The organism is Quadrisphaera sp. KR29 (genome assembly GCF_052644995.1).
The window spans coordinates 155,560-169,832 of sequence record NZ_JBQXXG010000003.1 but is presented as its reverse complement, the minus strand read 5'-3'; the positions used below and the strand labels follow the sequence as shown (position 1 = coordinate 169,832).

Below are 14,273 nucleotides of genomic sequence, written 5' to 3'. Positions count from 1 at the left end.
CGCCGCCGTGGCGCCAGGTCCGCGCCCGCCGCGTCCCGGGCGCCCCGCCACCGGCCGCGCCGGCGCGCTGCTGCGCTCGGCGGGGCTGACCCGGCGCGGCCGCGCGCTCCTGGTGACCGGGGTGCTGCTCGGCGCGGCGGGGCTGTGGCTGGGCCAGCAGGCCCTGCTGCGCACCGCCCTGCTGGTGCTGCTGCTGCCGCTGGCCTCCCTGGCGCTGGCGGTCTTCGCGGGCACGAGCACCGCGGTGAGGCGCACCACCACGCCCGCGCGCGCGGTGGTCGGCCAGCCCTGCCGGGTGCGCCTGGACCTGCGCAACCCCGGCCGCGTGGCCACCCCCGTGCTGCTCGCGCAGGACGTGCTGCCGGCGGGCTGGCCCCGGGCTCCGCGCTTCACCGTCGACCCGCTGCCGCCGGGCGGGCGCGCCGCGGTGGCCTACTCGGCCACCCCGCCGCGGCGCGGCCACCACCGGCTCGGCCCGCTGCAGGTGCGCGTGACGGACCCGCTGGGGCTGTGCGAGCTGCCGGTGCGCGCCGGCGGTCGCGACGACGTGCTGGTGCTCCCCGCGACCTCCGCGGTGCCCGGAGGCGCTGCGCTGCTCGCCGGCAGCGGCGGCGACGACGCCGGCGGCGGGGCGGGCACCGCCAGCGGCGAGCGGGGCATGAGCACCCGCGAGTACCGCGCCGGGGACGACCTGCGCCGGGTCCACTGGCGCTCCACCGCGCGCCGCGGCGAGCTCATGGTGCGCCAGGACGAGCAGCCCCGGCAGCGGCGCGGTGCCGTGGTGCTCGACCGGCGCCCCGGCGCCTTCCCCGACCCCGGTGCCTTCGAGGCGGCGGTCTCGGCAGCCGCCTCGCTCGCGCTGTCGCTGCACGAGGCGGGCGCCGCGGTGCACCTCGAGCTGGGGCGCGCCGACGGGGCGCCCGCGGCGGCGGCCGCGGGCCGCGAGGTGCTGCTGGAGCAGCTGGCGCTGGTCGAGCTGGGTGAGGAGGCCTCCCTGGCCTCGGCCCTGGCCGGCGCCGTGGGCGGGCGCAGCGAGCCCGGCGCCCGGGACGGCGTGCTGGCCGTGGTGGCGGGCACCCTCTCCCGCGCCGACGCCGAGCTGCTCGCCGGCGTGCAGGGTCCGGGCAGGCCGCCGGGGGTCCGCCGGCGCGCCGCGGCGCTGGCCGTGCTCGCCGGGCCGCCGGCCCCGGGCGCGGTGGAGGCGCTGCTGGGCGCCGGGTGGGCCGTGCTCGACACGTCCGAGGGCGAGCCCCTGGCGGACGCCTGGCTGCGCGCCCGGGAGCCCGCCGCCTCCGGGGCCTCCGCGGCGCCGTCCCGCGTGGCCGCCGCTGCCGGGGGGACCGCGCCATGAGCTCCACGGGTCGTCTGCGCCTCGCCGCTGCCGCAGCCGTGCTGGCCACCGCCGCCGGGCTGCACCTGGTGGTGCAGGGCGCCGCCTGGTACGTGCAGGTCGTGCTGGCGGTCGTGGTGGTGGCCGCCGCCGGCGCCGCCGCCTCGGCGCTGCGGCTGCCCGCGTGGGCCGGCGCGCTGGCCCAGCCGGTCGCGCTGGTGGTGGTGCTCTGCGTGCTCTTCGTGCCGGGGCAGGCCGTGCTGGGGCTGCTGCCCGGCCCCGAGGCCCTGCGCGCGCTGTGGGCGCTGGCGCAGGAGGGCCGCGAGACGATCCGCAGCCAGGCCGCTCCGGTCGTCGCCGAGCCGGGGCTGCGCCTGCTGGTGACCGCCGGGGCCGGCGCCGTGGCCGTCGTCATCGACCTGGTGGCCGTCGCGCTGCGCTCCCCGGCCCTGACGGGTCCGGTGCTGCTGGCCGTGCACGCCGTGGCCGTCGTCTTCGCCCCCGGCGGGGTCTCGTGGGGGTGGTTCGCCCTGGCGGTGGCGGCGTGGCTGCTGCTCCTCGCCGCCGACGCCGGCTCGCGCGCTGCCGCCTGGGGCCGCCGCGTGCAGCAGCGCCGCCCCGGCCCGGCGTCGGGGCGCGGCGCCGGCGGGGCGCTCGGGCTGACGGGCGCCGCCGGTGCGGTGGCCGTGGCGGTCGTGGCGCTCGTGGCCGCGGTGGTGGTCCCGCCCCTGGTGCCGGGCACCACCTCGGTGGTGCTGGTGGGCGGCAACGGCCAGGGCATCGGCGGCGCCGCCGCCAACTCGGTCAACCCGCTGCTCGACCTGCGCTCGGACCTGGAGAGCCAGGGCACCGCCGAGGTGCTGCGCTACCGGACCAGCGCGGTCTCCCCCGTGCCGCTGCGCATCGTCACCGTGGACGACTTCGACGGCGACGTCTGGCGCCCCACCGCCATCGACCCCTCGCAGACCCGCGCCCTGCGCGACGGCATGCCGGCCGTGCCGGGCCTGGCCGAGGGCACCCCCACCACCGACGTCACCTACGACGTCACCGTGCAGGCGCTGCGCCAGCAGTGGCTGCCCACCCCGTACCCGGCCCGGCAGGTGCAGGTCGACGGGGACTGGGTGGTCGACACCAGCACCCTCAACATCCGCGCGCAGGGGCGCACCGCGACCCAGGAGGACCAGGAGTACCAGGTGGTGCAGGCGGCGGTGGCGCCGACGCCGGAGCAGCTGCGCGACGCGCCCGCCCCTCCGGCCGACGTCGTCGAGCGCTACACCGCCCTGCCCGAGGACCTGCCGCCGCAGCTGCGCGAGACGGCCCTGCAGGTGGTCGGGGGGGAGACCAGCCCGTTCCTGCAGGCCAGCGAGCTGCAGCAGTGGTTCCGGACCACGGGCGGCTTCTCCTACTCCCTGGAGGCGCCCGAGCCGCGCTCGGCCAACGCCCTGGTGGACTTCCTGGCCGACAAGACCGGGTACTGCGTGCACTACGCCTCCGCCATGGCCGTGATGGCGCGCACGCTGGGCATCCCCGCGCGCGTGGCCGTCGGGTTCCTGCCGGGGGCGACCCTGGGGGACGGCTCCTGGCAGGTCACCCTGCAGGACGCGCACGCCTGGCCCGAGCTGTACTTCGAGGGGGCGGGCTGGGTCCGCTTCGAGCCCACCCCCAGCGCTCGCACCGGCACCGCGCCGGCGTGGACGCAGGCCCCGGTGACCCCCGTCGTCCCCAGCGCGCCGGTCGACGGCAGCAGCGCCTCGGCCGCGGCCCCCAGCTCGACCACCTCCTCCTCGGCCTCGCCCACCAGCAGCGCGACCACCGCGCCCGGTGCGCAGCAGCAGGACGACGTGCCGTGGTCGGGCCTGCTCGTGGCGCTGGCCGTGGTGCTCGGGGTCCTCGCCGCCCCGCTCGCGAGCCGGTCGCTGGTGCGGCGCCGGCGGTGGCGCCGGGCGGGCTCCGAGGCCGCTCGCGCCGAGGCCGCCTGGGCCGACCTCGTCGAGCAGATCGGTGACCTCGGCGTCTCCCTCCCGCCCTCCCGGACCCCCCGGCAGGTGGGCGCGAGCCTGCGGGAGGGCCTGGCGGGCGAGGGCGAGCACAGCGCGCAGGCCCAGGCCGTCGCCCGGCTCGTCGGAGCGGTCGAGGGCGCGCGCTACGGGGCGCCGGCGGACGCCGAGCGGCGCTCGGGCCGCTCGGGCGGCCGGGCCGGCCCGGGCGGGGGCACGGCGCTGGCCGAGGACGTCCGCGAGGTCGTGGGGGCCGTCGTGGCCCAGCGACCCGGCTCAGCGACCTGGCGCTGGCGGCTCCTGCCGCCCTCGGGGGTGGCGCACCTGCGGCGCTGGGGGCGCGCGCTGGTGCGGCGCGGCTGACCCACCGGTCCGCCCGTCCACCGGTCCGCCGGTGTGACGGTCCGCCGGTGTGACGGTCCGCCGGTGTCATGACGAGGAGAGGCCCGCCCCTGCAGGGACGGGCCTCTCCTCGTGGTCAGGGCCAGGACAGGGCCCCGGCGCGCGGGCTCAGCCCCAGCGGTCGTCGCGGCGCCGGTCCCAGCGCTGCTCGAGGCGCTGCATGAAGGTCCCGGAGCGCCGGGCCCGGCCCGGGCGCTGGTGGCCCGCCGAGGGGCGGGGCGCCGGCTGGCCGTCGGCTCCGACGACCCCCACCGGCCCGCCCTCGGTGCGGCCGCCCGCGCCGGAGACCGCGTAGAGGATGCCCGCCAGCATCACCAGGAAGGCGATGCCGCCGATGCCGTACACCCAGCCGCGGTGGGCGGCGGGGATGAAGACCACGGTGGCCACGAGCGCCGCGAGCCCCGCGACGGCGACGCTGACCCCGACGACCACGCTGCGCCGGCCACCGCCCTGGCGGCGGGGGCCGCGCATGGTCGAGGCGAAGCGGGGGTCGTCGGAGAGCAGCTGCTGCTCCATCTGCTCCAGCAGACGCTGCTCGTGCTCAGACAGCGGCACTGCGACCTCCTGCGGTCATCACTCCGGGACCTCAGGATAGGCGCCGCCGGGGGGTGGGGAAAGCCAGTCCTGCACCCTGCGCGCTACGTGTGCGCAACACCGCATTCGCTGTCCCACCTGCACCACCGTCCCCATCTGCACCACGCTGACGGGCGCGCGCGAAGGGCGCCGGCGGGGATCACGAAGGGCTTCCTCCGCGTGCTCCCCCACCGCTGCCCGGCCGCGGCACCAGCAGCGATGCGGGGGCCACCGCGCCGCTGCCGAAGCGGCGCCCTGCCGCGTCCACGGCCCTCTCGGCCTCGCGCCAGCCCCGCTCGGGCTCGTCCAGGCGCAGCTGGCGCGGCACCCGCTCGGCGTCGACCAGGCCCTCCACGCGAACGCCCACCAGCCGGATGCGCGCCCGCTGCAGGCCCATCGCCGCCCACAGGGCCGCGGCGGCGGCGTAGACCTCGCGCCCGGAGTCGGTGGCCTCCCGCAGCGTCCGCGAGCGCGTGACCGTGGTGAAGTCGGCGAAGCGCACCACGAGCACCACCGTCCGCCCGACGTGACCGTCCCGGCGCAGGTGGCGGGCGACCCGCTCGGACATCCGCAGCACCTCGCGCAGCACCACCTCGGGGTCGTCGACGTCCACGGCGAAGGTCTCCTGCGCGCCCGTGCTCCGCTCGGCCACGGCGGCGCTGGGCACCACCGGACGCGGGTCGCGACCCCAGGCCAGCTCGTGCAGGGAGGACCCGAGCGCGTCACCGAGCGCCCGGCGCAGCGTGGCCGACGGCGTGTGCGCCACCTGCCCCACCGTGTGCAGCCCCAGGCGGGCCAGGGCCTCCTGCGTGCGCTCCCCCACCCCCCACAGCGCGCTGGTGGGGAGCGGGTGCAGGAAGGGGACCACCTGGTCGGCGGGCACCACCAGGGCGCCGTCGGGCTTGGCGCGACCGGAGGCGAGCTTGGCGACGGCCTTCGTCGTCGCCAGGCCCACCGAGCAGGTGACGCCCTGCTCGTCGGCCACCCTGTCGCGCAGCTCGGTGGCGATCTGCAGCGGCGTGCCCCAGCGGCGCACCGCGCCGGAGACGTCGAGGAAGGCCTCGTCCATGCCGAGCTGCTCCACCACGGGGGTCACCGAGGTGAACAGGGCGACGACGGCGGCCGAGACCGCGGCGTACCGGTCGGGGTCGGGCGGCAGGACCACGGCGTCCGGGCACAGGCGGCGGGCCCGGCTCATCGACATCGCCGAGTGCACGCCGGAGCGGCGCGCCTCGTAGGTGGCCGAGAGCACCACGCCGCGGCTCGACCCGCCGCCGACGATGACGGGCCTGCCCCGCAGGTCGGGTCGCTCCAGCAGGGAGACCGAGGCGTAGAAGGCGTCCATGTCGACGTGCAGGACCGTGCACCCGGCGCTGGCGTCGCCCGGGGTGTGCTGGCGCAGGCCGGCGACGGAGGCTGCCACCGCCGGGTCGAGCCCCGCCCTGTCGAGCTGGCTGCGGCTCACGCTCCCCCACCCCCGCCCGCTCCCCTGTCCGCAACCAGGCGCTCGGCTGCGGCTCCAACACCCTCCAGAACCGCAACCAGGCGCTCGGCTGCGGGAAGCGGAGGACGACGACGGGGGCGTGCGGCGTCGAGGAGGCGAGCGGTCACCACCCGGCGCTCCCGGAGCTGGAGTGCCACAGCTTGCGCGGGGCGCTCCGGCCGGGGCCGCCGCGCTCGTCCTCGAGGAGGTCCTCGAGGGCGTCGTCGGCCGACCGCTCGGGCGCTCCAGCGCCGCCGCCGTCGCCACCGGCGGCCGCGCCGGCGGCGGACACCCGCGTGTTGCGGGTGTCGCTGCCGGGCGGGGCGACGTCGGCGTACGGGGAGAGCAGGAAGCCGCTGGCGTGCACGAACACCCGCCGCGGCGAGGCGCCCCCCATGCCGCCGGCGCGGCGCGCGCCGTCGTCGTCGGGGCGTCCGGCACCAGACCGGCCGGCGCCGGGGCGGTCACCGACCGGCAGCCCGCTCGCCGCAGCGGCCGCCAGCGCGGCCTCCTCCTGGGCCGCGGCCTCCCGGGTGCCCGCCCCGGCGTACCGCTCGTCGCGCTGGCCCGGGCCGGAGCGACCGGCATCGATCCCGGGCACCGCGCCGTCGTCGCGGCCCTGCCCGATGACCCGCGAGGGCGCCGCGACGGGCCGGCTCGACCGGGACGCCGCCGCCCCCGCCACGGCCGCCGCCCCGTAGCCGGCGGCGGGCTGCCCGGCCATGACCCGGCGCACCCCGTCCACCCCGTGCTCGGACCAGACCCGCCACAGCGCCGGCATCGCCCACGCGCCCGTGGCGCGCAGCGACACCCCGCGCGGGCCGGTGCGCCGCAGCTCCCCGCGCACCACCAGCAGCCACGAGCCGAAGACGGTCGAGGCGTAGGGGCCCTGCGCGTCCTCGAAGAAGGTCGCGTCGAGGGGACCGGTGGAGTCGTCCAGGGTCAGGAACACCACCCGGCGCCCGGAGCGGATCGGCGGGGTCTGCGTGGCCACCTTCACGCCCGCCACCAGCAGCTCGCTGCGCGAGCGCTGGTCGCGCAGCGCGCGCGAGCGCACCACGCCGAGGGCGTCGAGCATCGGGGCGTAGGCGGAGACCACGTGGTGGCTGGCGTCCAGGCCGAGCACCTCCAGCTCGGTGCGCACCTGCTCGGCCGCGGTCATCTCCGGCAGGCCGGACGGCTCGACGTCGCCGGGGGCGTCGCCGAGGTCGAGCGCGAGCTGCACGTCCTCGCCCTGTGCCGACTTTCCTCGATCGTCGCGGGGGGACCGGGACGACGACGACCGGGTCCGGGCGGCGCCGCGCTCGAGCGCGCGGGTGTGGCGGTCGAGGTCGGCCACCTGCAGCAGCAGGTCGCGCCGCGTCACCACGCCGCGCCGGCGCACCGGCGCGGTCAGCCCCAGCCCGTAGACCGAGTCGAGCGCGCCCGTGAGCACGAGCCGCTCCAGAACCGGCCGGGAGGGGCGGGCGCGGTTCCACAGGTCGGCCAGCGAGTGGTAGGGCTGACCGGCGACGATGCGGGCGACCTCGGCGTCGCTGATGCCCTTGACCTCGGCCAGCGACAGCCGGATGCCCCAGTCGCGCCCGTCCGGCACGGCGGCGTCCAGGCGGTAGCGGCTCGCGAACGGGCCGTACCGCTCGGAGGCCTCCCGCTCGCCCCAGCGCGGCGGCTGCACGGGCGCCGGCCGGGGGCGCTCGTCGTCGTCGCGAGCCGGGCCGGCGGGGAACTGCTGCAGCACCGCGGGCGGCGGCTGGTCCCAGGGCGCCACCGGCTCCACCCGGTACTCGCCGGTGGAGGCGTTGACGTCGAGCGGGAGCACCGCGATGCCCATGGTCCGGGCGTCGTCGAGGATGAGGCGCTTGGGGTACATGCCCGGGTCGTGGGTGAGCACCCCGGCCAGGAAGTGCGCCGGCCAGTGCGCCTTGAACCACGCCGACTGGTAGGTGGGCAGCGCGAACGCCGCCGCGTGGGCCTTGCAGAACCCGAACGAGGCGAAGGCCGCCAGCACCTCCCAGATCCGCTGCACCTCGGCCTCGCTGAACCCGGCCGCGAGCGCGCGGGGGCGCCACCAGGTCTCCACCTCGGCCTGCCCGTCGCGGGTGCCCAGGGCCCGGCGGACCTCGTCGGCCTGGGTGAGGCTCACCCCGGCGGTCTCGGCGACGATCTGCAGCACCTGCTCGTGGAAGACCACCACCCCGCAGGTCTGCTCCAGCGCCGGGCGCAGCCGCTCGTGCAGGTGGTCGGGGGCCGCCCAGCCCTGCCGGGCGGCCAGGAACGGGGTGACCATGTCGGACTTCACCGGCCCGGGGCGGAACAGGGAGATGTCGATGACGAGGTCGGCGAAGTCCTGCGGGGCGAACTTGCCCACCAGCTCGCGCTGCCCGGGCGACTCGATCTGGAAGCAGCCCAGCGTGCGGGTGGAGCGGACCAGGCGGAAGGCGTCCTCGTCGTCCAGGGGCAGGGCGTCGAGGTCGATGCGCTGGCCGGTGCTGCGCTCCACCTCGGCGGTCGCGTGCGCGAAGGCCGACTGCATGCGGATGCCCAGCACGTCGAGCTTGAGCAGGCCCATCACCTCGACGTCGTCCTTGTCGAAGGAGCTCATGGGGAAGCTCGTGGCGGACGGCTGCACCGGTGTCCTGTCGAGCAGCCCGGCGTCCGAGAGCAGCACCCCGCACGGGTGCAGCGCGGTGTGGCGGGGCAGCCCGTCCAGGCCCTCCACGAGGTCGTAGAGCAGGTCGAGGCGGGCGTCGGCCAGGCCGGAGGCGCGCAGCTCGGGCAGGTCGCGCAGGGCGTGGCGCACGTCGCGGGCGCGCAGGTGCGGGAAGGCCTTGGCGATGGCGTCGACCTCGCCCGGCGGCATCCCGAGGGCCGCGCCGACGTCGCGGACGGCGTGGCGCACCCGGTAGGTGTCGGTCATGGAGACGGCGGCCACGCGGTCACCGCCGAAGCGCTCCAGCACGGCGTCGTAGACCTCGGTGCGGCGGGCGGACTCCACGTCGACGTCGATGTCGGGCAGCTCGGCGCGGGCGGTGGTGAGGAAGCGCTCCATGAGCAGGCCGTGGGCGATGGGGTCGACCCCGGAGATGCCGAGCAGGTGGTTGACCAGGCTGCCGGCGCCGGAGCCGCGGGCCGCCACGCGCACGCCCAGGCGGCGGGTCAGGTCGCACACCTCGGCGACGGTGAGGAAGTAGGTGGGGAAGCCGAGCGCGCCGATGACGGACAGCTCCTCCTCCATGCGCGCGCGCACCCGCTGCAGGTGCGCCAGCGAGGCGCCCGGGTAGCGGGTGTGGACGGCGGCCTCGCAGCGGGCGCGCAGCACCGCGCCGGCGTCCTCCACGGTGCGCACGGCCGGCCCGGCCACCAGCCACGGCTCGGGCAGGTGGACGGCGCCGACGCCGAGGTCGGCGCGCGGGTCGAGGTGGCAGCGCGCGGCGAGGCGCTCGGTGTCGGCCAGCAGCTGCGCGGCGCCACCGGCCTCACCGGCGCGGGGGGTGCCGGCGGTGGTGGCGATCCGCTCGGCGAGGTCGCGCATGGCCGCGGCCGGCTTGAGCCAGCCGTGGCCGGTGGCCCTGTCGAGGTGGCGGCTGGACAGCGGCACCAGGCGGCGGGCGGCGTCGAGCACGTCGGCGGTGGCGGCGCCCTCGGGGCCGGCGTGGCGCACGGCGTTGGTGAGGACGGCGGGCACCCCGGCCTCGCGGGCCAGGGCCAGGGTGCGCGCGGCGTGCCCGAGGCTGGCGGGGGTGCCCTCCGGGCCGAGGTGGCAGACCACCTCCAGGGCCAGGCAGCCCAGCGGCAGCGCGGAGTACCAGTGCGCCAGCAGCGCCCGGGCCAGGTCGGGGCGGCGGGCCAGCAGGGCGCGGCCGACCTCGCTGTCAGGCCCCAGCAGCACGGTGATCGCCGGAGCGCCGGAGGCCGGGTCGAGCGCGTGCTCGGCGACCTCGGCCAGCGTGGTCACGGGCGTGCCGCGCCGGCCGCCGACCGCGCTCAGCGAGCCGGGCGCCTCCCCGCGGGCGTGCGCGGCGGTGGACAGCCGGCACAGGCGGGCCCAGCCGGCGCCCGTCGGCAGGGGCGGGTCGCCCGGGTCGGGCGTCCAGCCCGCCGCGGCGGTCAGGGAGGTGCTGCTGCCGTGGGCGAGGACGACGACGCGCGGCAGCCGCGCGTCGACGGCGGCTCCGCCGCGCACCGGCGTCCGGCTGGTCCCCGGTCGGTGGCCGGCCCGGTCTGCCCGGCCGCTCAGGTCGCTGGGCTCGACGGCGAGGTCCATCCCCAGCACGGGGACGACGCCCTCCTGGGCGCAGGCGACGACGTGCTTGACGGCTCCACGCAGCCCGTCGCGGTCGGTGAGGGCCAGGGCGCGCTGGCCGTCAGCGGCGGCGCGCTCGACGAGGGCGGCCGGGGTGTCGGTGCCGTGCTGGAGGCTCCAGCCCGAGGCCACGTGCAGGTGCGTGAACGGCGGTGACGGCGGCACCTCGCTCCTCCCCGGCCGGCCCGCGGTGAGCTCCGCGGGGCAGCAGGCCGGGGAAGGTCGGCCTGGTCGAACGCGTGTTCGACTCCACGGACACTACACGCCCCTCGGCGCCGCGCGCAGGCCGACCGCGACAGGGGTGCTCCACCCGGGTGACCCGCGTCGGGAGATCCAAGTGGTTGCCGGCGACAACCGGGCGTAGCGTCGCGCCGCCGTCGAGGACGCGGCACGGAGGAGGAGGACCATGGCCACCGCCAGCCCTGCACCCGCGGGCGCCGCAGGCTCCATCAGGAGCCTGATCCCGGCCCGCATCGACCGCCTGAGGTGGTCGCCGTTCCACACCCGGATGATCATGGCGCTGGGGACGGCGTGGATCCTCGACGGGCTCGAGATCACCATCGCCGGCGCGGTCAACCCGATCCTGCAGGAGAAGGCCACCCTCGCCATGTCCTCCGCGCAGGTCGGGCTCATCGCCACCGTGTACCTCATCGGGGAGGTCGTGGGCGCCCTCGTCTTCGGGCGCATCTCCGACGCGCTGGGCCGCCAGAAGCTGTTCCTGGTCACCCTCGGCGTCTACCTCGGGGGCAACGCCCTGACGGCCTTCACCTGGAACGGCGAGACCTCAGGGCTGGTCTTCCTCTACCTGACCCGGTTCATCGCAGGCGCGGGCATCGGCGGCGAGTACGCCGCGATCAACTCGGCGATCGACGAGATGATGCCCGCGAAGTACCGCGGCCGCGTCGACATCGGCGTCAACGGCACGTACTGGGCCGGCGCCATCCTCGGCACCCTCGGCACCTACTTCCTCCTCAACGAGCTGCCCCTGACCTGGGGCTGGCGCGCCGCCTTCCTCATCGGCCCGGTGATCGGCATCGCGATCTGGGGTCTGCGCAAGCACCTGCCCGAGAGCCCGCGGTGGCTGCTCATGCACGGCAAGGAGGAGGAGGCCGAGGAGAACATCGCGCGCATCGAGCGGCAGGTGGAGGAGTCCGGGCAGCAGCTCGCTCCCGTCGACGACGACCGCGCGATCGAGGTCCGGCCCGCTCCGGCGCAGGGCTACATCACCCTGACCCGGGTCCTGTTCAAGACCTACCCGTCGCGGGCGACGCTGGCCGCCACGCTGATGATCACGCAGTCGTTCCTCTACAACGCGATCTTCTTCACCTACACGCTGGTGCTCACCAAGTTCTACGACGTGCCGGCGGGCAGCACGCCGCTGTACCTGATCGGGTTCGCGCTGGGCAACCTCGCGGGGCCCCTGCTGCTCGGGCACCTCTTCGACACCCTCGGGCGCAAGAAGATGATCTCAGGGACGTACCTGCTGTCCGGCGTGCTCCTGGCGATCACGGCGGTGATGTTCAACGCCGGCATCCTCAACGCCGTCACGCAGACCATCGCCTGGGCGATCATCTTCTTCTTCGCCTCGGCCGGGGCCAGCTCGGGCTACCTCACCGCCAGCGAGCTGTTCCCCATGGAGATCCGCGCGCAGGCGATCGCGGTGTTCTTCGCCATCGCCCAGCTGTTCGGCTCGCTGGGCCCGGTCTTCTACGGCGCGCTCATCGGCGAGGGCGACGACCCGGGCAAGCTCTTCATCGGCTACCTCATCGGCGCGGGCGTGATGGTCATCGGCGGGATCGTGGCGGCCGTCCTGGCGGTCGACGCCGAGGGCAAGTCGCTCGAGGACGTCACCGCGCCCCTGTCCGCGGTGACCAGCCGGCCCCGGGCCACCGGCTGACCCGTCCGGCGTCGGACGGGGCCAGGAGGAGCACCGCGTCTTCCGGCGCCGCAGGACCCGGACACAGCTCGGGAGTGGGGGTGAGGAGGGGCCACCCCCACCCGGGCTGGCACCGGCGCACGGGTCAAGCCGCGTCGCCACGCCGGCGCGTCATGTCGGAACGCAGCCGCGTCGCGTCGGAACCCTGGCGCGTGCTGTCGGAACCGGGGTCTGGTTCCGACATGACGCGCCAGGGTTCCGACCACGACGGGCGCGAGACCTTCGCGCGCGCCGCCCCGCCGCGCGGGCTGCTCGGGGACGGGCCCGCCGGGGCCGGCCGCCGCGTCAGCCCAGGCCGCGGTGGGAGCTCCAGAGCTCGGCGGCGCGGGCAGCAGCAGCCTCGACCAGCGCGGCCAGCTCCGGCCGGTCGGTCGGCACGGGGAAGGAGACGTACCCGCCGCGGCCGCCGGCCACGGGGCGGCCGTAGGCCTTGACCGCCAGGTGCCCGTCGGGCAGCAGCCGCACGGTCAGGGTGGTGAGCACGAACTCCTCGCCACGGCGCACGTCGGTCCAGCGCAGGTCCTCGGGGACCGTCGCGTTCACCGCCAGCCCGTTCAGCTCGACCTCCGCGCCGGCGCCCTCGCTCACGGGCGAGGCCGCGCAGGCACCTCGGGGCCATCCGCGCCGGGAGCCCCGGCCGGCACCCCGACGGGCAGCTCAGCGGGCAGTCCCGCGGCCAGTCCGACCGACGTCCCGACCGGGGCTCCCGGCGCTGCGTCGGCGCCCGGACCCACCCCGGGCAGGCCCTGCGCCGCGGCGTAGGAGGCCGACAGGCGCCGGTACTGGGGGCTGGCCAGCGCCAGGAGCGTGGCCACCAGGCCCATCGCGCCGATGACGACGAACACCAGGGCGATGGCGCGGGCCTGCCCGGTGCCGAACCAGCCGCCGATCGCCCGCGCTCCCGCGCCGTCCCCGCTCATCAGGGGGACGACGACGAACTGCGTCAGCGGGCCGACGAGGAAGGCGGTGACCGGTGCCGCGGCCTGCTCGACGCTCTGGGCGAAGCCGAAGACGCGTCCCTGCCGCTCGTAGGGCACCACGCGCTGGAGCACGGTCTGCTCCGCCGCCTCGGCGAAGGGCATGAGCAGCATGAACACCGCCATGGCCACCGCCAGGCTGACCACCGAGGCGACGAGCGGGAAGAGCATCGTGGCCGTCCAGGCGGCGACGTTGACGAGCAGCAGCAGCCTCACGGGCCGGGTGCCCAGCCCGAGGCGCGCCACCAGCAGGCCACCGACGATCATCAGGGCGCTCAGCCCGCCCCACAGCAGGCCCCAGACCTGCACCGAGACCAGCGAGAGGCCGTAGGCGTCCATGAGGGCCATGAAGCCGCCGCCGATGAAGTTGTTGAAGCAGCTGAAAGCGATGAGCGGCACCAGGCCGGGCACGCCGCGCACCAGCCGCCAGGTGCCGCGCAGGTCCACACCGCCGGCGCCGCCGGCGCCACCGGACGGCCCGACCGCGCTGGCGGGCCCCTCGCCGGCCCCGACCCCGTCCCCGTCGTCGGCCCCGTCGTCGGCCCCGGCCCGCTCACCGGGGGGCAGCGGCGCACCCGGTGCGGGCTCGGGGACGTCGACCCGCGCCAGGTGCACCACCGACGCGGCGAGCACGACGAGGGCGAGCAGCAGCACGTGGAGCATCCCGCCGGAGGCCACGAGCACCCCGCTGATCACGGAGGTGACGAGCATGGAGGTGCCGCTCACCGTGCCCACCAGGCCGTTGGCGCGGTCGCGCCGGTCCTCCGGGACGAGCAGGGTCACCAGGGTGGGCAGCGCGATGGCGCGGGGGTTGCCGGCGATCACCCCGAGCATGAGCAGCACGATGAACGCCCACAGCTGCCAGGACCCTACGTCGCGGAAGGCCTCGGCCGGCGTCAGCAGGTACAGCGCCAGGCACACGGCGTAGACCGCTGCCGAGACCAGCGCGGAGGCCTGCATGACGGCGCGCTTGCGGTGGTTGTCGACCAGGCTGCCGAACCAGATGCCGGTGGCCGCCGTGGCGACCACGAAGATCCCCGCGATCATGCCGGTCGCGAAGACGGACCGGGTCTCGAGGAAGACCCAGAACGTGATGGCGAACCACACCGTGTAGTTGATGACCGACACCACGGCGCTGCTCGCCAGCAGGTGGGCGAACACCCGCTGCGTGCCGTGGCGCAGGTCGAGGCGGGGCGGGACCGGCGCTGCCGGGTCGGCGGTGCTCACTGCGGCTCCTGAGGGGTCGGGCGTGCCGTCACCACGATGACCGCC

Annotated in this window: 8 protein-coding genes; 3 read left to right on the top strand and 5 right to left on the bottom strand. The window is 77.0% G+C overall.

Annotated elements, in window-relative coordinates; translation table 11 throughout:
• Positions 1 to 7 precede the first annotated feature (7 nt).
• The gene (locus ACUN9U_RS04230) at positions 8 to 1,351 is read left to right on the top strand and encodes a DUF58 domain-containing protein (protein ID WP_445483666.1); all 1,344 of its coding nucleotides are present in this window, start codon (positions 8 to 10) and stop codon (positions 1,349 to 1,351) included.
• Entirely contained in the window at positions 1,348 to 3,690 is a 2,343-nt protein-coding gene (locus ACUN9U_RS04225; protein WP_445483665.1) for a transglutaminase family protein, read from the top strand. Before ACUN9U_RS04230 ends, ACUN9U_RS04225 begins: the two co-directional genes overlap by 4 nt.
• A 147-nt stretch (positions 3,691 to 3,837) precedes the next feature.
• On the opposite strand, the gene ACUN9U_RS04220 is transcribed toward ACUN9U_RS04225, so the two are convergent.
• The 3 genes from ACUN9U_RS04220 to ACUN9U_RS04210 all read right to left on the bottom strand — a co-directional run bounded on the left by ACUN9U_RS04220 (position 3,838) and on the right by ACUN9U_RS04210 (position 10,253).
• Complete coding sequence (locus ACUN9U_RS04220) at positions 3,838 to 4,284, bottom strand: DUF3040 domain-containing protein (protein WP_445483664.1); 447 nt, start codon at positions 4,282 to 4,284, stop codon at positions 3,838 to 3,840.
• Between the two features lie 178 nt (positions 4,285 to 4,462).
• A complete protein-coding gene (gene dinB / locus ACUN9U_RS04215) occupies positions 4,463 to 5,767 on the bottom strand; it encodes a DNA polymerase IV (RefSeq protein WP_445483663.1) in 1,305 nt (434 codons plus the stop codon).
• A gap of 142 nt (positions 5,768 to 5,909) precedes the next feature.
• On the bottom strand, positions 5,910 to 10,253 hold the full coding sequence (locus ACUN9U_RS04210; RefSeq protein WP_445483662.1) for a DNA polymerase III subunit alpha: 4,344 nt from the start codon (positions 10,251 to 10,253) through the stop codon (positions 5,910 to 5,912).
• A gap of 241 nt (positions 10,254 to 10,494) precedes the next feature.
• On the opposite strand from ACUN9U_RS04210, the gene ACUN9U_RS04205 reads away from it, so the two are divergent.
• The gene (locus ACUN9U_RS04205; RefSeq protein WP_445483661.1) at positions 10,495 to 11,985 is read left to right on the top strand and encodes an MFS transporter; all 1,491 of its coding nucleotides are present in this window, start codon (positions 10,495 to 10,497) and stop codon (positions 11,983 to 11,985) included.
• Positions 11,986 to 12,309: 324 nt separating this feature from the next.
• Here the strand turns inward: ACUN9U_RS04205 and ACUN9U_RS04200 are convergent, their stop codons facing one another.
• A complete protein-coding gene (locus ACUN9U_RS04200; RefSeq protein WP_445483660.1) occupies positions 12,310 to 12,612 on the bottom strand; it encodes a hypothetical protein in 303 nt (100 codons plus the stop codon).
• Entirely contained in the window at positions 12,609 to 14,228 is a 1,620-nt protein-coding gene (locus ACUN9U_RS04195) for an MFS transporter (protein ID WP_445483659.1), read from the bottom strand. The genes ACUN9U_RS04200 and ACUN9U_RS04195 overlap by 4 nt, the downstream gene beginning before the upstream one ends.
• Between the last annotated feature and the right edge of the window lie 45 nt (positions 14,229 to 14,273).

Coding starts and splice junctions, on each gene's coding strand:
- ACUN9U_RS04225 (WP_445483665.1), top strand. CDS start 1,348: ATGAGCTCCACGGGTCGTCTGCGCCTCGCCGCTGCCGCAGCCGTGCTG.
- ACUN9U_RS04205 (WP_445483661.1), top strand. CDS start 10,495: ATGGCCACCGCCAGCCCTGCACCCGCGGGCGCCGCAGGCTCCATCAGG.